At 64.7% G+C, this 23641-nt stretch carries 25 protein-coding genes; 7 read left to right on the top strand and 18 right to left on the bottom strand.

What is annotated here, in order from left to right:
• Positions 1-5: 5 nt before the first annotated feature.
• Positions 6-239, top strand: a complete 234-nt coding sequence (locus tag ABN273_RS23545) for a hypothetical protein (protein ID WP_349451115.1) — start codon at positions 6-8, stop codon at positions 237-239.
• A gap of 6 nt (positions 240-245) precedes the next feature.
• Here ABN273_RS23545 and ABN273_RS23550 read toward each other — a convergent pair whose 3' ends face one another.
• A complete protein-coding gene (locus ABN273_RS23550) occupies positions 246-911 on the bottom strand; it encodes a Uma2 family endonuclease (protein WP_349451116.1) in 666 nt (221 codons plus the stop codon).
• A gap of 61 nt (positions 912-972) precedes the next feature.
• Between ABN273_RS23550 and ABN273_RS23555 the strand changes: the two genes are divergently transcribed.
• On the top strand, positions 973-1713 hold the full coding sequence (locus tag ABN273_RS23555; RefSeq protein ID WP_349451117.1) for a metallophosphoesterase family protein: 741 nt from the start codon (positions 973-975) through the stop codon (positions 1711-1713).
• A 90-nt stretch (positions 1714-1803) separates the two neighbouring features.
• Here ABN273_RS23555 and ABN273_RS23560 read toward each other — a convergent pair whose 3' ends face one another.
• Positions 1804-4830, bottom strand: coding sequence for a WD40 repeat domain-containing protein (locus tag ABN273_RS23560; RefSeq protein ID WP_349451118.1), 3027 nt, complete (start codon positions 4828-4830; stop codon positions 1804-1806).
• Between the two features lie 151 nt (positions 4831-4981).
• Here ABN273_RS23560 and ABN273_RS23565 point away from each other — a divergent pair, with 151 nt between their 5' ends.
• On the top strand, positions 4982-5725 hold the full coding sequence (locus ABN273_RS23565; protein WP_349451119.1) for an ABC transporter ATP-binding protein: 744 nt from the start codon (positions 4982-4984) through the stop codon (positions 5723-5725).
• Positions 5719-8175 (top strand): FtsX-like permease family protein, encoded by a 2457-nt coding sequence (locus tag ABN273_RS23570; RefSeq protein WP_349451120.1) that lies wholly within the window; start codon positions 5719-5721, stop codon positions 8173-8175. Before ABN273_RS23565 ends, ABN273_RS23570 begins: the two co-directional genes overlap by 7 nt.
• A 55-nt stretch (positions 8176-8230) precedes the next feature.
• Here the strand turns inward: ABN273_RS23570 and ABN273_RS23575 are convergent, their stop codons facing one another.
• From ABN273_RS23575 to ABN273_RS23625, 11 genes are all read right to left on the bottom strand, one after another.
• Positions 8231-9520, bottom strand: coding sequence for an MFS transporter (locus ABN273_RS23575; protein ID WP_349451121.1), 1290 nt, complete (start codon positions 9518-9520; stop codon positions 8231-8233).
• 130 nt (positions 9521-9650) lie between these two features.
• Complete coding sequence (locus ABN273_RS23580; RefSeq protein ID WP_349451122.1) at positions 9651-10004, bottom strand: nuclear transport factor 2 family protein; 354 nt, start codon at positions 10002-10004, stop codon at positions 9651-9653.
• A gap of 21 nt (positions 10005-10025) precedes the next feature.
• Complete coding sequence (locus tag ABN273_RS23585) at positions 10026-10436, bottom strand: hypothetical protein (RefSeq protein ID WP_349451123.1); 411 nt, start codon at positions 10434-10436, stop codon at positions 10026-10028.
• A 142-nt stretch (positions 10437-10578) separates the two neighbouring features.
• A complete protein-coding gene (locus ABN273_RS23590) occupies positions 10579-11712 on the bottom strand; it encodes a site-specific integrase (RefSeq protein WP_349451124.1) in 1134 nt (377 codons plus the stop codon).
• A gap of 306 nt (positions 11713-12018) precedes the next feature.
• Positions 12019-12204, bottom strand: a complete 186-nt coding sequence (locus tag ABN273_RS23595) for a helix-turn-helix domain-containing protein (protein ID WP_349451125.1) — start codon at positions 12202-12204, stop codon at positions 12019-12021.
• A 456-nt stretch (positions 12205-12660) separates the two neighbouring features.
• Complete coding sequence (locus ABN273_RS23600) at positions 12661-14904, bottom strand: cell division protein FtsK (RefSeq protein ID WP_349451126.1); 2244 nt, start codon at positions 14902-14904, stop codon at positions 12661-12663.
• Positions 14901-15251 carry a hypothetical protein gene (locus ABN273_RS23605; RefSeq protein ID WP_349451127.1) on the bottom strand — a complete coding sequence of 117 codons (351 nt, stop codon included), beginning with the start codon at positions 15249-15251 and terminating at the stop codon, positions 14901-14903. Before ABN273_RS23605 ends, ABN273_RS23600 begins: the two co-directional genes overlap by 4 nt.
• Before the next feature lie 32 nt (positions 15252-15283).
• Positions 15284-15472 (bottom strand): hypothetical protein, encoded by a 189-nt coding sequence (locus ABN273_RS23610; RefSeq protein WP_349451128.1) that lies wholly within the window; start codon positions 15470-15472, stop codon positions 15284-15286.
• Positions 15473-15654: 182 nt separating this feature from the next.
• Entirely contained in the window at positions 15655-15882 is a 228-nt protein-coding gene (locus ABN273_RS23615) for a hypothetical protein (RefSeq protein WP_349451129.1), read from the bottom strand.
• 2 nt (positions 15883-15884) lie between these two features.
• Positions 15885-16247, bottom strand: coding sequence for a hypothetical protein (locus ABN273_RS23620; protein WP_349451130.1), 363 nt, complete (start codon positions 16245-16247; stop codon positions 15885-15887).
• Positions 16244-16468: a hypothetical protein gene (locus tag ABN273_RS23625; RefSeq protein WP_349451131.1), complete on the bottom strand. Its 225-nt coding sequence runs from the start codon at positions 16466-16468 to the stop codon at positions 16244-16246. Before ABN273_RS23625 ends, ABN273_RS23620 begins: the two co-directional genes overlap by 4 nt.
• Before the next feature lie 174 nt (positions 16469-16642).
• On the opposite strand from ABN273_RS23625, the gene ABN273_RS23630 reads away from it, so the two are divergent.
• Together ABN273_RS23630 and ABN273_RS23635 are read left to right on the top strand one after the other, a co-directional pair.
• Positions 16643-16972, top strand: coding sequence for a hypothetical protein (locus tag ABN273_RS23630; RefSeq protein WP_349451132.1), 330 nt, complete (start codon positions 16643-16645; stop codon positions 16970-16972).
• A gap of 1 nt (position 16973) precedes the next feature.
• Positions 16974-17525 (top strand): hypothetical protein, encoded by a 552-nt coding sequence (locus tag ABN273_RS23635; protein ID WP_349451133.1) that lies wholly within the window; start codon positions 16974-16976, stop codon positions 17523-17525.
• Between the two features lie 335 nt (positions 17526-17860).
• Here ABN273_RS23635 and ABN273_RS23640 read toward each other — a convergent pair whose 3' ends face one another.
• Together ABN273_RS23640 and ABN273_RS23645 are read right to left on the bottom strand one after the other, a co-directional pair.
• Positions 17861-18316, bottom strand: coding sequence for a hypothetical protein (locus ABN273_RS23640; RefSeq protein ID WP_349451134.1), 456 nt, complete (start codon positions 18314-18316; stop codon positions 17861-17863).
• The gene (locus tag ABN273_RS23645; RefSeq protein ID WP_349451135.1) at positions 18313-18906 is read right to left on the bottom strand and encodes a hypothetical protein; all 594 of its coding nucleotides are present in this window, start codon (positions 18904-18906) and stop codon (positions 18313-18315) included. The genes ABN273_RS23640 and ABN273_RS23645 overlap by 4 nt, the downstream gene beginning before the upstream one ends.
• Before the next feature lie 369 nt (positions 18907-19275).
• On the opposite strand from ABN273_RS23645, the gene ABN273_RS23650 reads away from it, so the two are divergent.
• Complete coding sequence (locus ABN273_RS23650; RefSeq protein ID WP_349451136.1) at positions 19276-19755, top strand: GntR family transcriptional regulator; 480 nt, start codon at positions 19276-19278, stop codon at positions 19753-19755.
• 284 nt (positions 19756-20039) lie between these two features.
• Here ABN273_RS23650 and ABN273_RS23655 read toward each other — a convergent pair whose 3' ends face one another.
• The 3 genes from ABN273_RS23655 to ABN273_RS23665 are packed head-to-tail and all read right to left on the bottom strand — an operon-like array spanning position 20040 to position 23244.
• Positions 20040-21746: a hypothetical protein gene (locus ABN273_RS23655; RefSeq protein WP_349451137.1), complete on the bottom strand. Its 1707-nt coding sequence runs from the start codon at positions 21744-21746 to the stop codon at positions 20040-20042.
• A gap of 17 nt (positions 21747-21763) precedes the next feature.
• Positions 21764-22525 (bottom strand): PP2C family serine/threonine-protein phosphatase, encoded by a 762-nt coding sequence (locus ABN273_RS23660; RefSeq protein ID WP_349451138.1) that lies wholly within the window; start codon positions 22523-22525, stop codon positions 21764-21766.
• On the bottom strand, positions 22522-23244 hold the full coding sequence (locus tag ABN273_RS23665) for a vWA domain-containing protein (protein ID WP_349451139.1): 723 nt from the start codon (positions 23242-23244) through the stop codon (positions 22522-22524). The genes ABN273_RS23660 and ABN273_RS23665 overlap by 4 nt, the downstream gene beginning before the upstream one ends.
• Between the last annotated feature and the right edge of the window lie 397 nt (positions 23245-23641).

A 23641-nucleotide genomic window follows, 5' to 3' on the forward strand; every position in this document is an offset into this window, starting at 1 on the left:
AGACGATGAGGCAGTTTCTGGTGTTCGCCGAGCGGGACGACGCCGAGGAGGTGGCGGAGACGCTCGAGGAGTGGTTCCCGGCGCTCGGGGTGCCGCGGGTGGTGCGGGAGACGCTGGCCGGGGAGGATGACGCCGAGGATGCGCAGTGGCTGGTCGTCGTCGAAGGGCTGGACGAGGGTGCGCTGGCCAAGGTGGATGAGCTGGTGGAGCGCTACGACGGGTGGCGCGAGGCGGAGTGAGCCGACTCAGAGCTGGTCGACCTCGGTCAGGTCGACGGCGAGGTCGAAGGGCACGGATGCCTTAAGAAAGTCGCGCTGAATGCCGGTAATGACGTATGTCTTGGATGCCGGGTCCAGCTCGTAGACATAGACCACGGGCTTGCCTGCGTTCTTCTCGATCCGCCACAAGTGTTGAATCGCGGCTTCGGCGTAGAGCTGCGGTTTGCGCTCACGGTCGCGGACCTCGGACGCAGGAGAGACGACCTCTATAACGAGGACCACATCTCGCGCCTCGTAGAAGGTCTCGTCGTCGTCGCGCACGGCTTCGGCCTTGATCACCATGACGTCAGGCTCCGGGCGCTGGCGTGGGCGCAGAATGACGCTCATATCGCGGCGGACCCGGAAGTCTTTCGGGGCGGCACGGCGTAGTTCGCTCTCAAGGAGTGATGCGACGCGCATGTGGAAGGATCCGTGGGGGCTCACGAAGACCAAGCTTCCATCAATCAACTCTGTGTGCGCAGGCAAATCCGGAATGTGATCGAGATCTTCCGCGACGAACCCTCGCGGTGGAGGGAAGACCCAATCGGGCAGCGAGGGATGCCTCGTCATCTCTTGGATCACCGCTTCGGCCGTCATCCTCAACGCTACCAACATAATGCGCTCACGCTCTGTGAATCCATGCATACGCAGCATGAGCGTTCGTTGGACGCGAACAGGCTCCATGGCGGCGGGTGTGGCGTAGGAGAGTGGCCGCATGCGTATCGCTGTGTTGTCCGACATTCATGGAGTGCTGCCCGCTCTCGAGGCCGTGCTGGCCGAGCCCGAGGTGGCCGGGGCCGATCTGATCGTGCTGACCGGGGACATGGCCGCGGGGCCGATGCCGGTCGAGACGCTTGACGTGCTCGTCTCGCTGGGGGAGCGGGCGTTGTGGGTCAACGGGAACGCCGACAGGGAGCTGGTGGAGGCGGTCCAGGGCAAGGTCAGCGCGTATCCCGTGTCGCAGTGGGCGGCCGAGCAGCTTCGGGACGATCAGGTTGAATTGCTGGCTGGGCTGCCCGATCGGCAGGTGGTCGAGCTGGGGCGGCTGGGGACGACGTTGTTCGTGCACGCGACGCCGCGCAGGGACGACGAGATGATCCTCGTGGACAGTTCGCTGGAGCGGTGGGCCGAGGTGCTGGCGGGGGAGGGCGCCGACACCGTGGTGCTGGGGAACACGCACATGCCGTTCGTCCGGCTGGCCGACCGGGTGCTGGTCGTCAACCCCGGATCCATCGGCATGCCGTACGGGACGGACGGGGCGCACTGGGCGCTGCTGGACGGTGAGAGCGGGGCCGTGACCCTGCGCCGGACGCTGTTCGACGCCGCCCTGGTGGGAGAGCGGCTGATCCGGGAGAGCGGGTTCGACGGGATCGAGGCGTGGGTGGCCGACTATGTGACCGGCGTTCACTCCGACGCGGAGGCGTTGCGGGTGTTCGCCGCGGGGGAGGGCAGATAGCGTGCGCCCGGTCGGGTTGCGGGAGGCCGGCGCCACGTGGAGTGTCGCCGGACTCACCACGGCCGGGCACTCGGCCGCCGGGGCGCTCGATCACCACACGTCCACGTCCACGCCGATCGCGATGGTCCGCAGGGCGCCGAGCGCGACCCAGGTGCGCGTGTTGCTGTCCAGCCCGTACTGGCCGGGCTCGCCTGTCTCGGGCAGCAGGTCGAGCACGGCGCTGATGTGGCCGCACTCCGCCGCGTTCCGGGCCACGTGCGCGGACTCGCGCCGCTTGGCCGCCTTGGGAAGTTTCGCGAGCCCGGCGTGTTGGGCGGCGAGATCGATGATCTGATCGGCGGTCGGACCGGGGGGCCGGCCCTCGGCCGCGATCCGTTCGGCCTCCGGCAGGCTGTCTCGGACCCAGGCCCAGTTGACCTCGCCCCACAGCCGGAGCAGATCCGGCTGCCCGTAGACGGCGAGGGCGCGGGCTGCCGGCCAGTCGTCGAACCAGCGCACGCCGTAGGCGTGCGGCTTGTCCGGATTGTTCGGCTCGCTGCGCTCCCCGATCAGCTCGCGCACCAGCTTGGTCTCGCCACGCCTGAGCAGGCAGACCAGCCAAGGCACGCCGTGGTACCGGCCCCTCGGCGTGCCCAGGCCCTCGTCCAGCACGACCCCGGCCTCCCGCTCCCGGCCGCACTCGGTGAACGCCCACACCAGCGGCAGGCGGGCTCCCCAGTTCGAACGGTGGGCATCGGCGGCCTCGCGCGCGGAGGCGAACCACTGCTCGGAGCGTTCGCGCTGCCCCAGGACCGCGCAGGCCCCGGCGATCGCCGCCATGTCCGCCGCGTCGTCCACGTCCGTGAGATCGCTGCCGGCGAAGACGGCGGCGGCTTCGGTGTCGAAACCGGCCGCGCCGAGCGCGAGCGCGATCCGCGCGAGGTGTCCGGGACGTCGCCGGTGTTCCGGAATCGCGAGGGCCAGTTCGCGGGCCTCGGCGGCCTCGCCCCGCCGGGCACAGATCATCGCGAGCTGCTGGAGGGTGTCGACGACCCACTCCCTGTGGGAGATCGAGTTCTGAACAGCCAGGTCGACGAGCGTTCCCCGGACCACCGTGATCAGATCGGTGACGGTGGCGGTGTCGGGCGGCGGCCACGTCCCCGTCGCCTCCGCCGTGCTGCCACGTCCTCGGAACGGCGCCAGCAGCCGCTCGCTCTCCGGCGAGGCCGCCCCCACTCCCGCGTGGGCGGGGTCGGGGAAGATTTCCTGCTCGCCCCAGCGGAACGGCCAGGCGAAGCGGCGGGCGACGGACCAGCAGAGCCGGGCGTCGAGATCGTCGTCCCGGCCGGGCGGCGCGATGACCGTGCCGTCCTCGAACGCCACCGCCCAGGTGTCCTCGTCCAGCGCGAACGCCGGGTTGAGCCGGAGCCGGTCGCCGAGGTCGCGGCCGGTGAACAGGAGCGGGCGACGGGCGGCCGGGGCGTGGTGGAAGGGGTGGTCGGCCACGATCTCGCCGCTGCCGGGGCGAAGGAAGCGCACCGCGTGCGAACCGATCGCGATCAGCACGTCGTCGGCGGGCCATTCCAGGCCGAAGCCGTGATCCCACTGATCGATGGTGCGCCGGATGCCATCCAGGACGCGCAGCCGCTCGGGGCATCCGGCGAGCGACCAGATCTCGATCCGTCCCTCGGCGGTGACGCAGGCCGCGCGCTCGCCGTCCGGCGACCAGGCCCACGATCGGGCGTCCGCGCCGCGCGGGTTGGACGTGTCCGCCTGAACGTTCAGGTCGTGCCGGTGCTCGCCGGTCGTTCCGTCGATGATCCTGACGATCCCGCCCGTCGGGTCCACCACCGCCAGCCGGCCGCCCGGACCCCAGCACAGGACGTCGGCGCCCGGGTAACCCGGAAGCTCCGCCGTCGTCTCACCCGTCAGCGCGTCGGCGACGATGAGCTTTCCGTCGCGCTGGTAGGCCAGGAGCCGCTCGTCCAGGCTCCACTCGAGCGGAGCCGCGTCCTGATCCTCTTCCAGGCGCAGAATCCAGGAGACCTGCTGTTTCTCCACGTCGAGCGAGATCGCCGCGTACTCGTCCGCCGACTCGCCATAGATCCGGGAGCCGTCGCGTGACCAGAACGCCCGGTCGAGGATGTGTGCGGGCTCGTCGTTCCAGGTTTCCCGGGACTCTTCCGGCAACGGTCCGCTGAACTCGATCGGCTGCGTTCCCTCCGGACGGGCGTCCGGTGGCCCGGCGACCGAGCCCTCGTGCATCGCCACGATGACGTTGCGCAGTAAGTCGGACCCGCCTCCGTAGACGAACGCGCGCCGGCCCTCGGGTGCGAAGGCCATGCCCGACGGCCTGCCGGAGGCGAGAAAGAACGCGTCGGCGATCGGCTCGCGGGCGGTGCCGAACGGGTCCCAAACGCCGGTCGCGTTGGTGTTGTACTCCAGCGCGATGCGTCTGCCGTCCGCCGACCACTGGAGGCTGCGCGTGTAGTCCGGGAACCCAATGCCGCCCATGATGCCGTCGATCGCGTGGACGCAGTGGCCGGTGGCAACCTCGAAGAGCTGCAGGACGCCGCCCCGCTCGTAGTCGTCGCCGGTCCAGCTCCCCACCGCGAGGTGGCGGCCGTCCGGGCTGAGCGCGTGGCCGGTCAGCTCGCCGTGGTGCACGTCGGAGTGGCGCAGCAGCGCGCCCGCGGCGCGGAGCCGGGCGGTCGCGAGGCGATGCGCGTCGGTGACGCCGTGGGCGAGCTCCAGCGCCCGCAGGGCCTCTCGCAGCGGTACGGTGTCGCGCTCCGGGGAGAACGCGGACCAATCGGCGTTCTTGAGGGTGTCGAGGGCCTCGCCGGGTCCCATCCGCTCGTCCGGGACGCCGGCGAACGGAGAAGACGGCGGCGGAGTGCCGGGCTCCCGGCCTTCGAGCACGGCCACCAGTGCGTCCTCGTCGTAGATGGGAATGCCGCGCACCGCCGCCGGGCCTGCCTTGGCCCCCGACTTCGCCCCGGCGAAGACCAGGTCCGTCTTCGCCGAGACCGACGCGGTCACCTTCGCGCCCAGCGCCTCCAGAGCGCGCCTGGCCTCATCCTTCGCAAGCCGGCCGAACCGCCCGGCCAGCACGATCGTGCTGCCACTGATGATCATGCCAAGCGACCCTATTGGAGACGACCGACACTTCATCTCCTTTCTGGCTCAATGGCCGATCAGACGCCGGATTGGGGATAGTGCTAGCTATACCGGCACTTCTCGTCTCAGGGCCCGTGTGCCAAGATCCTCGCGCCGGTTGGATCGAGGCATGACATCGACAGATACGGTCCGGTTGTGGTCAGTGAGCAAGGTGTACGGGTCCGGAGATCAGGCGGTGGCGGCGCTGGACTCCGTGACCACGGGTTTCGCGCCGGGCACCTTCACCGCGGTGATGGGCCCGTCCGGCTCGGGCAAGTCCACGTTGCTGCACTGCGCCGCCGGGCTGGACCGGCCCTGCGACGGAAGGGTCGTCATTGACGGCACCGACCTCGGCACGCTGACCGAGAACGAGCTGACGCTGTTGCGCCGCGAGCGCGTCGGGTTCGTCTTTCAGTCCTTCAACCTGGTCTCCGCCCTGACCGCGGAGCAGAACGTCGCCCTTCCGCTTCGCCTGGCGGGGCGACGGCCCGGCGTGGCGGAGGTACGTTCGGCGCTGGCCGAGGTCGGGCTGGCCGAGCGTGCCGGGCACCGGCCCAGCGAGCTGTCCGGTGGCCAGCAGCAGCGTGTGGCGATCGCCCGCGCGCTCATCACCAAGCCCGCAGTGATCTTCGCCGACGAGCCGACCGGCGCTCTGGACACCACCACCTCCCGGGCCGTGCTGAAACTGCTGCGCGGGATTGTGGATCAACAGGGGCAGACCGTGATCATGGTGACGCATGATCCGGTCGCGGCCGCGTACGCCCACCGGGTGCTGTTCCTGGCCGACGGCCGTGTGGTGGACGAGCTCACCGGCGGTCCTGGGGCGGAGACGATCGCGGCCCGGATGGCGAGCCTGGAGGTGGCGGCGTGCTGAAGCGGGCCAAGAAACCTGTATCGGCGCCACGCGAAGCCTGGCAGGTCCAGGGTGCGACAGGCCGCGCGGGGCGCGGTGGCGGTTCGCCGGCCCTGGCTTGGGATCTGGCGCGCGGCCGCTGGGGCAGCCTTATCGGCTCCTTCCTCGCACTTGCCCTGGCGGCCGGCATCCTGTCCATGACGGGACTGGTCTTCGCCTCCGCGCGGCCGCAGGTTCCCGGCCGGTACGCGGGGGCGGCCGTCCTGGTCAAGACACCCTCCATCGGCGGAGAGGTGAACGGCCTGTTCTACCCGGACAAGCCCTGGCCACTGGAGCGGGCGCGGTCGCTGGCCGAGCGGCTCGGCCGGATCCCGGGGGTGGCCGCTGCCGTGCCCGACCGGGTGTTCTACGCCCAGGCGGTCATCGGTGGCAAGCCCGTCGAAGGCGACACCCAGGGATACCTGTGGCCCAGTGCCGCGCTCGCGCCGTATCGGTTGGCCGCGGGCAGGCCCCCGGCCGGCCCCGGTGAGGTCGTCGTGAGCCGTGCGCTCGGGCTGGCACCCGGCCAGCGGGTAACGGTGCTCACCGCTGACGGGCCGGCGTCCTACTCGGTGTCCGGCACGGTCGCGGGCCCCGGGTACTTCTTCGCCCAGGCGCGGACCGGCGGGGCGCGGGTCATCGGGCTGGTGGCCGAAGCCGGCGCGGACATCGCCGCGATCGAGCGTGCGGCCCAGGCCGTCGTCGGCGCCGAGGGGCGGGTCCTGAGCGGTGAGTCCAGATCGGCGACCGAGCCTGTGGCGGACGTTCAGATGAGGTGGTTCGGCTACCAGATCCTCAGCGGCATGGCGATCCTGGTGGCGTTCACTGCCGTGTTCATCGTGGCCTCCACCTTCGCGTTCGGCGTGGCGCAGCGGCGCAGGGAACTGGGGCTGCTGCGGACCGTGGGCGCGACCCCGCGCCAGATGCGCATCCTGATGCACGGCGAGGCGCTGGTGGTCGGTGTGGCCGCCGCCGCGGCCGGGGTCGCTCTCGGCGCGGCGTGCGCTCCCGGCTTCGGCCAGGCCCTCGTCGATCTCGGATTCCAGCCGCGGAGTTTCGCGGTTGAGATCCAGTGGTGGCCGATGGCGGCATGCTTCGCCGCCGGGCTGGTGGTGGCCCAGCTCGGGGTATGGGCGGCTTCCCGCCGGGCCGCGAAGGTGGCGCCGCTGGAGGCGTTGCGTGAGGCCGTGGTGGACGAACGTCCGATGACGGGCGGCCGGTGGGCGTTCGGAGCGCTGTTCACCATCGTGGGGGTGGTGCTCGGAGTCTTCATCGCCGGTGAGTCCGACAGCGTGATCCAGTACTCCTTCTACGCGGCGGGGTCACTGATCGTCGGGCTTTCGCTGCTCGCCCCGGCGGTCATCCCGCCGCTCGTGCGAGTCGTGTCGTGGCCGGTTCGCAGCGGAGCGATCGGCATGCTGGTGCGGCAGGGCGCCCTGACCGCTGTGCGGCGCACCGCATCGACAGCGGCGCCGGTGCTGGTCACGGTCGGTTTCGCGGTGCTGGTCACCGGGATGGTGGAGACCAACGTCGGGGCCAACGGGCTGCGCCGGGCCGCGGCCGCCCAGGCAGCCTGGGTGCTCGCGCCGCAGGGCACACCGGGCCTCACCGACGCCGCGGTGTCGGCCGTGCACGGCTCCTCCACGCTGCCCACCACCGTCTACGCAGGCAGCAGACCCCTCAGCGCAGCGGGCGTGGCAGGCAGGAACAGAGCGCATGTGATCGCCGGAGATCTGCAGAACCTGCGGGACGGCCGGACGATGGCCGTGGCCGAGTGGACCGCTCGCGAGCAGGGCTGGCGGATCGGCACCGCCGCGCCAGTCACGTTCGAGGACGGGCAGAGTATGCGGCTGACCGTGGTTGCGGTGCTCGAGAAGCCCCCGGCCGACATCCTGCTGTCCCGCCAGGCCGTACGCGACCACGACCCAACCGCACTCACCGACCCCGTCTACCTCGCCGCCCCCACTCCTGTCCCCCTGGACACCGCAGCAAGCATCGAGAAGGTCACCGACCGGATGGCGAGCATCGAGGAACATGAAGACAAGCTGGTCTGGGTCTTCGTGCTCATCCTGGTCGGACTGTCCGTGGGCTACAGCGCCATCGCCATCGCCAACACGCTGATGATGGCCACCGCCAACCGGACAACCGATCTGCGCGTGCTGCGCCTGTCCGGCGCGACCACCGGCCAGGTGCTGCGGACCGTCGCCCTGGAGTCGGCCCTTGTGGTTGCGATCGGCGCGCTGCTCGGCATCGTGGTGGCCGTGACGGCGCTGGTCGGCATCAGCACGGGGCTGACCAACATGATCGGCATGACCGTCGGCATGATCCTTCCCTGGCCGATCATCGGCGCGGTCGTCGGCATCTGCCTCCTGCTCGCCATCGCCGCCTCGGTCATCCCAGCCAGAACCGTGCTACGGCCACCTCGCCCGTAGCGGCAAGGCACGCGGGTCGTGCGCTCAGGCTGTCAAGACCTGGGGGATCCGACCCTCAGGCGGCGGCCGCCTCCCTGCGGGCCTTCTCCGCCAGGGCGTGCTCGTCCGTTCTGGCGTCGTACCTGCGGAACTTCGGCAGTGCGGCGGCCAGGCCGAGCACGGCGGCCACGCACAGCAGGCCGCCGGCCCCCAGGGAGAAGCGGGTGCCGCCTATGTTTGCCATCAGGCTGGCTCGGGCGTTGCCCAGCATCGGGCCGGACGCGTACGACAGGAGCTCGATCCCGGCCAGGCGGCCGCGTAGCTCCTGCGGGATCGTCTGGTTCCACATCGTCATGCGGAAGATGCCGCTGACCATGTCGGCCGCTCCCGCGAGCGCGATGAAGACGACCAGGACCCAGACGTTCGGGGCCAGCGCGCACAGGGCCACCGCAACGCCCCACAGCGTCGCCGCCACGATCACGCCGAGGCCCTGGCGCTGGACGCGGGCCGCCCAGGAGCCGGTGATCGAGGCGATCAGCGCGCCCGCCGCCGCGGCGGAGTACAGCAGGCCCAGGGCCTGTGGGGCGCGCAGCTCGTCGGCCAGGAACGGGAACAGCGACGTCGCCATCGCGAACAGCATGGCCGCGATGTCCACCAGGTACGTCCCCATCAGGTCGCTGCGGCGCACCGCGTACCGCATGCCCTCGACCAGCGAATCCAGCGAGGCGGGCGCGGCGTCCTCGGCGGGCGGCAGCGACCTGATCCGCCACAGCAGGACCAGCGACAGCACGAAGCTCAGCGTGTCGACGGCGTACGCCGCCGCCGAGCCGTACGCCGTCACCAGCAGGCCGCCCAGGGCCGGGGCCACGATGGCGCCGAAGTTCCAGCGCATGCTCGACAACACCGCCGCCGCGCCCTGCTGCTCGTGCTTGACCACCTGCTGGAACACGGCCTCCAGGCTCGGCCGCTGCAGGCAGGAGATGCCCGTGGCGATGGCGCCCATCACGTACAGAACCCAGATCTGGGGGTTCGGGAGCAGCGCGTTGACCATGAGGGCGGCCGTGGTGACGAGGAGGCCCAGCTCGCTCAGAACGATGATCTTGCGGCGGTCGAGCGCGTCGGCGATGGCCCCGCCCCACAGGCCGCACACCACCATCGGGACGAACTCCGCCAGGCTCACCAGGCCCACCGCCACGTAGGAGTCCGTCAGCTCCTTCATCTGGTACGGCACCGCGACCATGGTGATGAAGGTGCCGAACATCGTGATGACGCCTGAGCTGAACAGGAGGCGGTAGTCGCGGGAGTCGCGGAGCGGGCTCAGGTCAATGGAGAGGTGGCGGAGGAGGCGCTTCAGTCCATCGGGCACGAGGGTAAATTTTCCGGCCTGTGTGGTTGTCAAGGCAAATGATTTGTGAGCGCCCCCACCCCTCCTCTGCGCCGCCGGGCAGGGCGAAGGCCCCCGGCGTCGCCTGCCGGGGGCCTGGAGTGGAGGGTGGTCAGGCGGCCGGGACCTTGTCCAGGAAGCCGAGGACCGCGCGGATCCGGCCGTCCTCGGCCAGCTGCACCACGTCGAACCCGACCGCGACCGGCTCCCCGCCCTCGGGGCCGAGGTGCCAGGTGAAGCGGGCGATGTTGTGGTGGGCGTCGTGCACCTCGCCCGGGGTGAACACCAGGCCGGGGAACATGCCCTGCGCGCCCTCGATCACCGCGGCGATCGCGGCGTGGCCGCTCACGTCGGCCAGCGGGTCGGTGTAGGTGCCGTCCTCGGTCCACAGCTCGGCCACGGCCTTGGCGCGGGCCTCGGCGTCGGTCTCGTTCCAGGCGGCGCAGTAGCGTTCGGTGAGATTCATGATCATTTCCTGAGTTTGTCGTTAGTTGTTGCGGGTCTTGCGGAGGCCGGTGATCTGGAGTTCGGCGAACACGCCGACCACCAGGGCCTGGGCGATGGCCCAGACCGCGCCGATCGTGGTGAAGGCCGCGGCGCCGGTGACGACGGCGGCGATGCTGCCCAGGGTCCAGATGATGTTCAGCGCGATGACGGCCCTGGTGGCGGCCGGGCTGATCGTGCGGCGGGTGGCCAGGAGGCCGACCGCGGCGCCGTACACGAGGAGGAAGGCGCCGATCTCGCGCAGGAGGCCCGCGCCGGGGCCGAGCAGATCGCTCACGGGGGCGGCGAAGGCGAGGTAGACCAGCCCGTTGACGCCGGTGACGACGGCGTCGGCGGCCAGCGCGAGGCGCAGGAACTTCGTGCGGTCGGCGGTGACGGTCAGGGCGGTGGTCATGTCGGGCTCCCCTTGGTGGCGGTTCGTTGTGACACCTGAAAGATGCCAGCCGGGACGTAGGGGGCGCGATTACCCGGCACGTAATGGCGAATACCAGGTGAGGGGGCCAGTGGAGGGTCGGGGGAGCCAGTAGGGGAGCCAACTAGGCGGTCTTGAACCTGATGATCTTGTCCATGGCCTGTGCGCCGTCTGCGATCACGGGCCTGAGTTCGTGCCGGTAGACCGTCTCGGTGGTTGCGGTGGTTGAGTGCCCCACCAGATCAGAGATCTTCTCGATGGCAACCTCGGCGTGGTTGCTCAGGAGAGACACGAACGTGTGGCGTAGTTCGCGGGGAACCCAGTCGTCCCCCAAACCCGCCGCTACGGTAATCCTGCGGAACGCTCGCTCGACTTGATCTACGTTGAACGGCGATCCGTCCTCATGACAGAATATGAGATTGTTTTCCTGCCATACTTCTCCCGCTTCAAGGCGTTCGGCGTTCTGTCTAGCTTTGTGAGAGATAAGCCAGCCGACAGCTACTTTTGCGATTGCGAAGCCGCGACGTGATTTCTTGGTTTTAGTTTCACCTCGATGTCTTTCGGCTCGAAGAACGTATACGACACCTTTCTCTAGATCGACGTCGGTCCATTTAAGAGCTCTGGCTTCCTCGGTACGGATGCCGGTAAGCAGGCATAGAGCTACGTACGGGCCGATGCGCCATTTCGGCTCTTGTGCTACGGCCAAGAGCTTGACGGCTTGCTCCAGCGTGAAGCTTTTGCTCGGCCGTCCGATTTGACCCTCGGGGAGATCTACGATCTCTGCCACGTTGCGTTCGACTTTGTCGTCGCGTTGTGCTCTGCGTATGGCTCTTGTGAGGATATTAAGCGCTCTTCCTAGGGTCTCCGTTGAGAGTTCGAGGGCTAGCTTGGCGAGCCACTCCTCTACATGCTTGGCTTTCAGCTCCTTGAGCTTTATGTAGCCGATTTTGCAGATTATGTTGTTCGTTGCGATTGACTTGTAGGTCCGAAGGGTGTTCTCTGACCTCCCTTGTAGCCCGTACTCCAGGAAGTCGAGAACACAGTCCTTGACCGTGTAGTCCTTGTCTAGCTCTAGCCCCTTCTCCAGGTCGTTGATCGCTTTGCGTGCATTTTGTATTGCCGCCTTCTTTGTCCTCCCCTTTCTTTTGATGCGATTGCGCTTCCCGTCCGGACCGAGCCCCAGCGAAACGGCTACTGTGTACCCGCCTCTCTCGGGATAGACGCTTGCCTCGTAATCGCCGATGACGACTTTTGCCATTGATCACCCTTTCTTCTCTTGGTGTCGGCGTGTCCCGGCCTGCGTTCGAGGCGTACCACCGGTTTCGTGGTGACCGGGACTATTCGTGTGGCGACTCACGTATTCGTCGATGGCCTTACGTATGACATAGGCCATGTCTCGATCCTGTTCGTCCGCGATCTCTTGGAGCCGTCTCCGACGCTCACCGTCGAGTCGCAGGGTGTAGTTCTCGGTGGGCAACGCGCACTCCTAGCTCTCGGGCTCGACCTGCGGTTCTGCCCGAGAGTGTGAGCGCAGGTGCATTGCAATGCAATGCAGTTGCCGGAATCAGTCTTGATCGACTTGTTCGAGGGACGCGATGAATTCGGCCAGATGCTGATCGGTGATCCTCCTTGATCGCCCGATCTTGATGCTGCGAAGTTGGCGGGTCTTGATCAGTTCGTAGATCTTGTCTCGCCCTACACCTAGGAGTTCGGCCACCTCCTCAACCTTGTACGCCTTCAGGTGCTTCACCTCCCTTCGTCGGCTGCGGTTTCCTCGTTGGGCATCACCTGCTTTCGCGTGGTCGATGAATCCGCCCGAGCGGCTTCACGCTGAAGTCGGCGGACGTGGTTCCATAGGCGGCGTCCGAGTCTGAGTCGTAGTCCGGTGCCGTTGCAGCGCGGGCAGAAGCGCCAGCCGCGGCCGATCAGGTAGGGGATGCGTCCGGTGCCCTTGCACCGCGCGTGCTCGCGGAACGGTCGGGCGTAGCAGAGGGAGATGTAACGGAGAGTGAGAACGATGGGGACTGCGATTGCTGCAACGGCAGCAAGTGTGTTGGGGGTCAAGAAACCACCTCCTGAGCTGGGCTTCGGGTTGCTGGCCTGCCAGGGCGCTACCTGCTAACTGCCAGGTCGGCAGGCATATTGGGGTGCTAGCGGGGGTGCTTCCGGCAGCAGGGGCATCTACTGCCGGAAGCGCCGTCCGCCGTCAGTCAGTGCGAGTGTTCTGGTTACTTTCCGCTATGGCTTGAGCGAGGTCGCTCCGGTGGATGCCGCGCCGCGTGAACTTCTTGCCGTCGATGCGGCGGCCGATGTTGTGGACCTTGACCCCAAGCGGCTTGAGCGCGGCCGTGAGTTGTTCAGAGCGCCAACCGCGGTACACGTCGGGGCGTAGCTCGGCCAGCAGGGTGCACAGGGTCTCGTTCCAGGCGCTGTCTTGTCCGGCCGGCCAGATCTGCGCTAGGTCGGCTCTGAGGTCGTAGGCGGGTGCGTCGACGCGGGTCTGCGTGTCGGGGGCGGGCATGGTGCCCGCGTTGACGCGGGCCTTGATCGCCCTGGCTATGACCTGTTTTGACTGATCGGCGTTGACCTCGAAGGTACGACGCGAACCCGTCTTGCCGAGCCCGACCACGATTCCCCAACCGGCCTCTTCAACCGGCTCGAACACCGTCGCGCGGTAGCCCATCTTGTACATGGACGTACCGAGGATCATGTCGTTGGCCGTCTGATCGCGTACCGACAGGCACATCCGCGTGTTGATGTTGCGGGTGATCCCGGTCGGCAGGGAGTCCTTGTCGGGGATCTGCGTGTCTAGTAGCAGGATCACGCCTAGGGCGCGCCCTAGCTTGATCACTCTCTCGCAGTACTCTCCCGCGTCCTTGCCGTAGGTCTTGTCCTGGAACAGCTCTTGCGCCTCGTTCAGGAACACCACCAGCGGGTGCAGATCCGATCCCTTCAGCGAGGCCAGTTCGGGCGTGACCTTGTTCTCCGGTGCTTTGCCCAGCTCGTGATAGTGGCTGATCCGGCTTGCGCGGCGCTCACACTCCCCGTACAGCCACTTCACCAGCGCGGCGGCGCGCGCCCTGGTCTCGTCGTTGTTGCCGTTGCCGTACTCGGTGCATACCGGCTCGACCACCTTGAAGTCACCGACGCCCTTGAGCTCATATCCCCGCAGCTCCACGCGGGGGTCGAGACTGGCAGCAAGCACCAGCAGCCGCATGGCGAACGTCTTGCCCGAACCCGGTTGGCCACCGATCAGCCAGTTTCGGAACATCAGCTCTGCGTTGACGATCTCCAGGCGTGGGGTCGTGCAGAAGGGGAATGGCTGGAACACATCCACGCTGCCGCGCTCCAGAAGCGGCCAGAGCGGGGGTTCCATCTTGCTGGCCGGTTGGTAGCCGACCCACAGCGCCAGCCGTCCAGGATGGCCGCCGGCGACGTCTGGCCATACCTGGTCGAGCGGGAGCCGCATGGCTGAGGCCAGCCGTCCCCGACGCGCTACGACATCGGCGGCTTCCACCCCGTAGGGCAGATCCACGATGGCCAGGTGCCCGGGTCCGTCGCGGTGGATGTCGGTGGGGAAGCTGATCGCGTGCTGGTCCTTGGCGACGGCTTGGTTGATCGCCCCAATGCCGATGCTGAGTAGGGCACGCCGTACCAGCTCGGCCGTGAGCTTGCGATAGCGCGGCCCGTGACTGACCCGATCGGTGATGCGCTTGTCTTCCGGACGTCCCACGTGCGCCATGATCGGTACCAGCATGGCCAGCAGCGCCCACCGTGCCCATTCCGGCACGGTCACGTCCAGCAGGAGAAGCGTCGCCACTGACGCCCCCGTCAGCAGACTGACTAGCAGCAGCACCGACCAGCGCCAGCGCGCTTGCCGTTCGCGCTGCTTGTCCAGCTTGAGCCATGTCGCAGGGTCGCTGCGGTCAGCGGCGGCTTGCCGCAACGCCCAGTTGCCCTCTTCGGCGCTTGCCCACCGCAGCAGGCGGGCGATGCTGGAGAAGAATCCGATGGGCGCGTAGACCAGGGTCTTGGCCGCGTACTTGGGAAGGCGAACCGTGTGATAGCCGACCAGGTACCCGGCATCCTTGACCCACCACGCGAGCATGGCGCGCCTGCCAGTTGGCGTATGCATCCACGGCGGGATGATGGGGGCGCGCCCCCGACCGGTGTGGGGCCGGTCGGGGATCACGCCAGGATCGTCGGGCCGGTCAACCGGCGGACCGAGCGTCAGCGCGTCATCACGAACCGACTCACGGTCAAAGAACGCATCCTCATCTGCGTCCTGGTCCCCGATGCCGCGGGCAGGGTTGTCGCGGTCGGCAGCACTGCTGCCGGCGTCTGCTGCACCACGCCCTTGCCCTGCATCCTGGTCGGTCCAGGTGAACCCGTCCAGCGGGGTCAAGGCAGAGCGGAGCGTCGTGGGGTCGGGTTCGGTCGGAGGCGTCATGCTCCGCCTTCCCGGCCCTCCGGCCTGGTTCGGCTGGCCTGTTCGGCGAGTTCGTCTCGCAGGTAGGAGAGCGGATCGTGCTCGTTGTCCGCGGAGGCGCCCAGGGTGGCCTGCATGGCGGCGATGAGGTTCGCTCGGCTGAGCCGGATGCGGCTGATCTCGCGGCGGAGTCGGAAGATCTCCGCGATCAGGGTGGGGGTGTCCTGAAGAGCGGCGGTGACGTGTTGCCACAGATCCTTCAGGGTGGCGGTGGAGCGGGCGAAGGTCGCGATGAGTTCGCGTGCTGTGCGGTTGCGGTCGATGACCTCCTGAAGATCGGGGTCAGGGTACGGAAGGCGGTAGGTCACTTAGGCATCACCTCTTTCGATCGGTGGACAGGTCAGGAACCGGTGAGCCAGGACAGAAACGCCCTGATCGCACGGTCGATGTCCGGGGCGAGCGTGGTTGCCGCCAGCAGGAAGCCGAACACCGTGCAGACGAGCGCCAGCCACACCCGCAGCTTCAGGTACCGCAGGGCGACCAGAACGACGATTCCCAGCAGCACGACCAGGGGAATGGAGACGTTCATCGTGGAATCACCTCCTTTCGGGGGAGGGGACAGCGGAGACGTGAGAGCTAGATGCCGTCGTGACGGGCCTTACGGCGACGCCAGCGAGCGCGAGCGCGGCACTTCCGGCAGGTCTTGCTGCCGGACTCCAGAGCAGCACCGCAGAGGCACCCACGGGTCAGAGAGATAGTGCGCAGCGTTGATCACCTCCTTTCTCGGTCTGGAGCGGGTGTGGTGTCCTCGGGACGGTCTTTGCGGCGGGCGAACATGAGCACGCTGCGCGCTGTGTGCTCGACCTCGGAACAGGGAGCGCTGAAAGGGTCCTTGAGGCGGTCACCTGCGCGTATGCTCCACGCCACGATCAGGAACAGCGCCAGCAGGACCAGCGCGGCCATGAGCGCGAGCGTGACGATTAAGAGCGGGATATCCACCCTCACGCCCCCATCGGCGGGTCGGTGGAGATGTTGTCCCGGTAGGAGTCTTGCGCGGCGCGACGGTCCTTCCACGACTGCGTGACGAGGATGGCCTCGTAAGCGACCGTGCCGAAGTCGGCGCAGGCGACGTGCTGTCCGTACTCGACCCTGGTCGGGACGCCCAACAGGGCGGCGATCCGCTCGACTTCGGCGATTGCCTCATCCTCGGTGGTGGCGTCGGTGTCGTAGCGGGCGTGGACCCTGATACTCACCGGTCCGTATCTGGGAACGGGCAGTTGTGGGTTCCTGGCCAGGAAATCAGCCAAGCCGTGGAGATCGGTGATGAGCCGGTCACGATCGACTTCAACGGGCTTGTAGGTCATGTGAGATCAACTCCTTTCCAGTGGGCGGTGCAGAGCGTGAGCACGTCGGGGCAGTTCTCCAGCGCGTCCGCCATCGCGTGAAGCGCGATGACCACCAGCAGCACCACCGTGGCGGCGACAACACCGGAGACCAGGCCGTCCGTGCAGTTGTCCAGCAGTTCGGCCAGGGTCCGGAGAACCGTGACCAAACGGGAGAGTCGCGCCTCTTCGAGACCGATCACCGTCGATCACCTCCAATCCGTCACCATGGGCCGTAGCTGCCGTTTCCCCTGGCCGATCGCCCGTACAGGGGGGACTACACGAGAGACCGTACAGTCCCCCCTACACGAGCGTCAAGGGGTCCCTATACGGTTTGGGTATAGCCCCCCCTGTCCGGAGCGCGTACGCTGGCGCGCATGGCAAAGGAAGACGTGAGCGAGGCGGTTCAATCCGCGCTTGCTGACCTCGAACACGCCTTCGATGCAGCGCGTGAGGCGATCAACGCCGAGCCCGACCACGATCGGGCGTATGCCGGTGCAACGGAGCTGGTTGAGACGCTGCGGCGGCTCTTTGAAGCTTCAGGGGATCAGCGAGCCATGTCGGCTGCCCGGATCTTCGAGAAGGAGCAACTGTCGTTGGCCGGCCTGGCTGACCGCATCAGCGTGTCCAAGGCGCGGGCGGCTCAGCTCATGAAGACCGCCAAAGACGCCAGCGATCGCCATGGAAGTGCAAAGGAGGCGAGTTGAGATGAACGAGCTAACAGAAGTCGTCATAGAGGTCTGGCCCGTCTCGGCCGACGACGTTGGCCTTTGGCTGATCAGCGGTAATGACGCATGGCGTTCAGAGCCGGTTCGGAAGGACAGTGATCCTCACACCACCGTCACGAACCTTCTCGAAGCGAACGGAGCCGCGGAAGGCGTAAAGCTTCTGCACTCGACTTCCTGGCGTGCCGATGGAACGGCCGTCATTCTCACCTATGTTGCCGTCATCGGTTGCAACGCATTCGTGCGCGATCAATGGACTAGCGCGGCACCAATCAGCCCAGTTATTCCCGACGCCGTGGGCAAGCCGATTCCGGTAGAGGCGACGGAAGCGCCAATCCCACGGTACATCGACGTACTCATGCATGGACTGCGGCATCTGCAATTCCTGCTTCAAACGGATTCCGCCGCACGCTCGGCTCTCTGCGGCCGGTGGCCGGATCATCTAGCGGTATTCCGTTCAGCGCTCGCGGGCATGTATGACCACGAACACGGCCAAGAGCCGATCACGCTTCCCGAAGGGCAGGCGGCGCAATAAGAAGAGCGCAAAGAAAGCGAAGGTAACAAGAGATGCAAGATAAAGAGAGGCTAGAAAGGTTGGCGTCGCAAGTGTATACCGAGAAAGCCCGTAAGGATCAGCTGCACTTGCAGCAGCGAACGGTAGACGCCCTCAGGGACCTCCTGGCGCGTACCGTAAATGAAGACCTACCGGTAATTAGCTGGTCGATTCACAGCAGCCCGGCTAAGGAAGCTCTTACTGGAACATGCGACGCCGAAAATGCCGATCAGCGACGCAAGGACTTTGAGGCGTGGTGTGACGCCCTTAACGCGGACAGGCTCCCCAGCGAAAAGAACAGCGACGGCGAAACTACGCTACGCGCTTCGGTGGCGGACAACTATCTGAACCTGACTATCCTGCTTATCGCAGACGTCTAAGACCACAACGCGATGCCGTCGTGGCGCGGGCTCAACCTCGCTGGCCAGCATGTCCTGACCGGGCTCGGGCTTCTCGCTCTGAGTGCTGCTGCGAGCCGCCTTCAGCAGTTGGTTGGCCCGCGCCTTTGACACGCCCAATCTCGCCGCAAGGCCGCTCAGAGAAAGTTGCTCTGCATCACGTATCCGGGCGGCGGATTTGGCACGAGCCAGCGCCGCCGCATCGGCCAATTTCCGCATTTCATCCGCCAGGCGCGTAGCGAACAGATACGCAGCTTCCAAATCATCTATGGATTGTAGAGCTGCATTCACCTCAGCGTACGCATGCCTAATAGAGTCAAGACCGGTCTGTGTGCTCACATGCTTGCGCGCCATTTCATCACCGCTCTGATTCATGCCGCACCCTGCCCCCGCTCTTTGACACCTCTGTTTCTCGGTGGAGTATGCTTGCCTATCTTATATTTCTTGCGTTGAGCCTCCTTTTCTTTTTGATGTTCCTCGGCATGCTTGCGCGTGAGCTCATCCCAAATCTTACGAGCTTCTCTAAATAGGCCTCGACCGGTCTCTTCATAGCCCTTCTTGGTGCGCCTCAGGATGAAGAACAGGCCGCCATGGCTCGCCCATTCATAGGCGGCGCAACAGGAGGTTTCCGAGACCCTGGCGCGCTCTCGCTGGTTATGCGGCACCCACTTTTCATCTTTGATGCATCGAGCCTGTACCTCGTATTCGGTCAATATGGCGCGGCGCTGTCTGTATGCCCGAACCAGCATGTCCCACATGACTCGCGCCTTATCGAAACTGACCCTTTCTGTTTCCTCTAGGCCGTTCTCGGTGCGCCGGATAATGAGGTAAAGGTCATCTTCGACGGCCCATATGTACTTGCCGTCGCAGTCCTCTTTGATCCAGATCCCTTTGGCTTCCGGCTTGGGAGCGTACGGCCTCCATTCGATCTTGGCCGCATACTTTATTGCCATCCCCTTCTTCACGGCCGCACTCCCGCCCAGAGGCGACGGAGAGCGAAGCGCTTGCACCGCTGCCACGTGCATCGGGCGGCAAGGACAACAAGCGAATCGGCGCTCAGGTGAGGTCGGACGCCGTGAGCGATCTCGATTGGCTTCACTTTCGGAAGCGCCTGCGCATGCCAGACGTCGCGTGCATCACGCCAGACGTAGAAGCGTCGGAAGCAGCCGGCAAGGTTCGCGTCGGATGGTCTCTGAAACACGGAGTTCGCGTCGTGGAGGGTCACCGTTCAACCATACCTCTATAGGTACGCACACCTCTAGTACTTGTACACACTCCTACATCTATGTGTAGCGCTCACGTAGGGCGAGTGCGCTCTTCCTTAGTGTTCGAGCGTGCTCGACCGTGAGGGGCCTGTGCTCCTATATGTGCAGATAGCCGATCAGCTCAGAGAGCGAATCGCCTCGGGCGATCTCCCACCTGGCTCTGCCGTGCCCTCTGAAGTCGAGTTGGTGAGAACGTATGGCGTAACGAGACAAACGGTGCGCCGCGCGATCAAGCTGCTCAAGGAGGAGGGGGCTGTCTACACGGAACAGGGGCGCGGCACCTTCGTTGGCCCAAAGGGCGCGCCTCAGACCCCGCGCAAGGTCCCGGTCTATCAAGAGATCGCCAACGAGATCATTGAGGAGATCAAAGCAGGGGAGTATGCCCCAAACCGCCTCATCCCCAGCGAGAAGACGCTAGGCCAGCGATTCGACAGGGCGCCTGGGACGATTAGGCAGGCCGTTGCGTACCTGCGCGAGCTGGGCTGGGTGTTCACCGTGCCACAGAAGGGGACGTATGTTTCCAAGCGCGAGGACTGGCCCGAGCGTTAACCCTTGTGGTGGCCAGCGAGAGCTGATGGAAGCCAGGCAGAAGGCCCGGCCGGCGGCACAGGAACTTGGTCCATGCCGTCCCCGGGTTGGCCCACCTCCGACCGCAGGCAGCACGGACGCTGCTGCTGGTCGTGTCGGGCTGCCTCTATCACGCGGTCTTCTATCGACCGATGTGGATCGCCTGTGCCCTTCTGCGATCGTGGAATGTGATGTCACTGGTCATGCAACGGGATGCTTTCGAGCCTCCACCATCCCTATAGTTCAGCCTGTGCCGCAGCAGGCAGCTACTGGGAACGGTGGAGAATTCCCTTGGAACTAGAGGTGCCTGTCTCGCTTAGCCATCGGTATTTAAGAGAGTCGCCATTCCGTCTCATGGCGAGCGTTACGGTTCCGTCATGGCAAGCCTGAGCCTGATCGGAGGGAAAAGTTAGTCGGAGTGTTAGTTTGCGACGGCTTGCTCTTGTGAGTTCAAGGCTGCCAGTGCATTGGCTATCCGGAATTTCTAGCGTGCCTCGATCGTTGCCTTGCTCAAGTTTAAGCAGTAGGTGAAAAGAATTCTCGTTTCCCGTGTTGGAAGTCTGTTTAACAAGCCCATGCCAGGTTCCGCTAAAGGAGGACGGAACGCCATCGGGCGAAACAATACTTGAAGGTACAGGACCTCCCGTCTGTCGAGGCAGGCCATGAAGTATTACGTATGCTCCCATCAAAACGAGCAGCAAATTAAAAACTGCGACCACCATCCATGCTATTTTTGATTGCTTTGGCCGACTTGCCGATGATGATTTAGATGGACCAGAAGGCGAAGGCGTCGGCGGTGGCGGAGAGGATGCAATACGAAACGTATACGACTTCAAAGTGTTCAATGAAGGCATAAAGGGCGTCGGCCATGATGTGGGGAACTGTATTGGCTCCTCTTCTTTCGAAGGCGGCATTCGCTGCTGAGGCGTTGGCGATATCACTCCTTCTCGTGCGCACCAAGGGCAATTTTCAACGCTCTTGATATATCGATGAAAATGATTTCGGGCACATACGACTATTTCTCTCTCAAGGCCATCCAATGCCCTATACCACTCCATGCCGCTTGGCCTCTGTGAGGGGGAATGTGCGCCTTCATGGAAAGCGCGAATGAAGAAGGCTTGGACACTCTCTGGAAGGATGGAGAAATCTGGGCAATGAGGTGATGGGGACAATCGACTATCTCCCGACTGAGCAAAAATGCCTTGTCGTGCGAGATCATGTAGAGATGGCTTTTCTCCAGGGCCATTCCAGCGCCCAGAAAAGGGAGGCCAGCCTTCCATCAACAGCTGGTAGATATGAACCGCTAGGGCGAATAGGTCTGACGCAGGCTGGCGGGGCGTTACGCTTAGATCGACATCTATAAGTTCCGGTGCCAATAGCTCGTGAGTGAACATCTTGCATTTGAATGGAAGAAAGTTGACGCCGCGTGGAACCTGAAAGGAGTCACAGTCTACGAATGCCACGACGGCGGAGCGCGTTACAAGGATGTTGCGGGCATTGAAATCACCAATCACGTAGCCGGTGTCATGCAACGGGTCCACTGCGACGGCGAGGTTCTTAGCCGTACGCACCAGATAGTCCCAGCGGAAGCCGCCAAGCCATCTGCGACGAGTGCTGGAAAGAGCTTTTCGGTCATGCGGGTTGGCTGCCTGATGTAGCTCAACGTGCTCACTTGAAATTTGCGGCATTACGTAACCGCATAGCCTACGATCTTTGTCGATAGCCAATGTTTCAGGCCATGCTATTGACACATCGTGAGGTCGCATCGGATCGAGCGGCGGGTGTTTGATCATCTGGGTAAGCTTTTCTTGCAGCTCTTCATCGATCACTCCTGGGTGGTAGTGTTTTAGCGCTCTGCCTGCCGGTTCTATGAGAGGCCACACAACTCCTTCGCTGCCCCCTTTAGAGAGCGGCGCGGAATCGACAACAATTAGCTTACCTTCAGATGTTCTGAGTCCCTCAGGTTGCGTCATATCGGCTCCCTGATTTGTTATATATCACGTACCCCAATGACCAAGCTCTTATCGTCTCCGGTGCGATCATTAACAGTGGATAGGAATTCGGTTATATTCTCCGTCGTAGCGCCTTGCTGTACAAGTTCAAAGGCATCCGCGAAGAACGGTTCATAAGGCTGTCCCGTAGATGCGTTGGTTGTAATCAGCATGCGAAGGCCATCGCTGCAGAGCGCAAATGCATCGACATCCTGAAGTGGCCTCACGAGCAGGTGGACCTTTGGGAGCGAAATGTTGTCGGTGATAAATGTCGTAAATTCCGAGTACTCGCCACGGTCGCGTGACACGCTCATTAGCCCATTGCTGCGCGAACGTAGTACGGTGATGCCGTCGCCAATCTGTCCTGCAACGATATGGTTGCCGCTAGCCACTACTACGCTGAGGGTCGTCGCTAGATTTCGGGACGAAGATATGAGTTGTCGTGCCTGCTTCTCAACTCGCTTTCGAGCAGCTTGAAACATTGACAATACGACAGCTTCGGCTTCTGTAGCACTCTGCGGAACGCGACGGCGCAGACGCGCCCCTTCCTGAAGAACTTGGCGTACAGCTGCTCGTGCGCCGGCCTGTGCCAAGGCCGCACTGCCAGCGCCGTCCGCCACAGCAGCTATTACCGCATACGGCCCATCATGCGAATGCCACCACGCCGCACAATCCTCACAGATCTCGTGACTGGTCCCACGTACCTTTCCTCCAGCTACCGTCCATCGGTCTGTAGCGGTCTGCGGTCTGGCCTCGATCATCCCGTCCACTCCTCGGCCGGAGGCAGGGTCTGCTGGACGCCGGTCTTTTTCTCCTTGCTAGCTATCGTCTTATCGTTGCTGCCTGTAGGGTCGCGTTGGGAATGGATAGATAGGCTGTTGCTAAGCCATTGGAAGAATTTATCGAACTTCAACTCATCTAGTCGGCGTGGCTTATTCTTGGTGCACAAACTTTCCAGGAAAGCCATGTCCACCGCGTCGCCGACTCCAATTGCGAATAGCGCTACATGTAGTCCTTCCTGATCGGCTCTTACTCGATTGCGGGCTGATTCGATCAGCTGTCTATCGTCCGTTGGTACACCATCGGTAAGGAGGAAGAGCCATGGACGTGAGTAGTCTATGCCCGCCTCTCGGTAGAGCTTTTTGCGCTCCGTCAAGTCGTTCAGTGCTCGCAGCAAAGCTTCCGCCAGCGGAGTGCCGCCATCTGCTTCCAGCGAGGGAGAGTTAAAAGCTTGTGCTTCCTGGAATCCGGTTGCCTTAACGCCCTCTCCGCCAAAGGTCACCAATTCGAGTTCGACGCGCTTGCGAGCGACGTCGTTCGCCTGCAGCTCCCGCTGAAAGAGTGCCAGACCTTCGTTCAATCTTTCGATCGGGTGACCGTCCATCGAACCCGATACGTCGAGAAGAACTGCGCAAGGCGTCCGCGGATCTGGATTATCTACGTTGACGCGTGGCTGAAAGGCTGTCGTGTCGCCGGACATTTGAGACTCCCCAGGTTCTAGATGTGAACCAATCTGGGTCTGCGTAGTCTTCGGTCCTCGTTTGACTCCAGGCTCGCATCTGAACGCTGCATAACTGAACCGGCGAACGGTCATGGTTCATGCAGTGTGTGTTTACTGTGCTACCTAGTCACTTCCGTCACAGAAAGCACAGCGACTGAGCATCTGTCAGATGCAGCACGCCTTGGGGGGCTTAGCCGTACTCATTCAAGACGCGCGCACAGTTCGCCGAGGAGTGCGTATCAGGCGAGGCTCTGTCCGGCAGTTCGTCCTCCAGCAGGCGTTCCATGGCGCCATGCAGCGGTCTAGAGGGCCAGGGAGACAACAGGTCCCTGGGGGAGCCAGCGAGGGGAGCCAGCACTCGCCGACTCCCCCCGAT

The organism is Nonomuraea sp. B19D2 (genome assembly GCF_040137845.1).
Taxonomy (GTDB): domain Bacteria; phylum Actinomycetota; class Actinomycetes; order Streptosporangiales; family Streptosporangiaceae; genus Nonomuraea.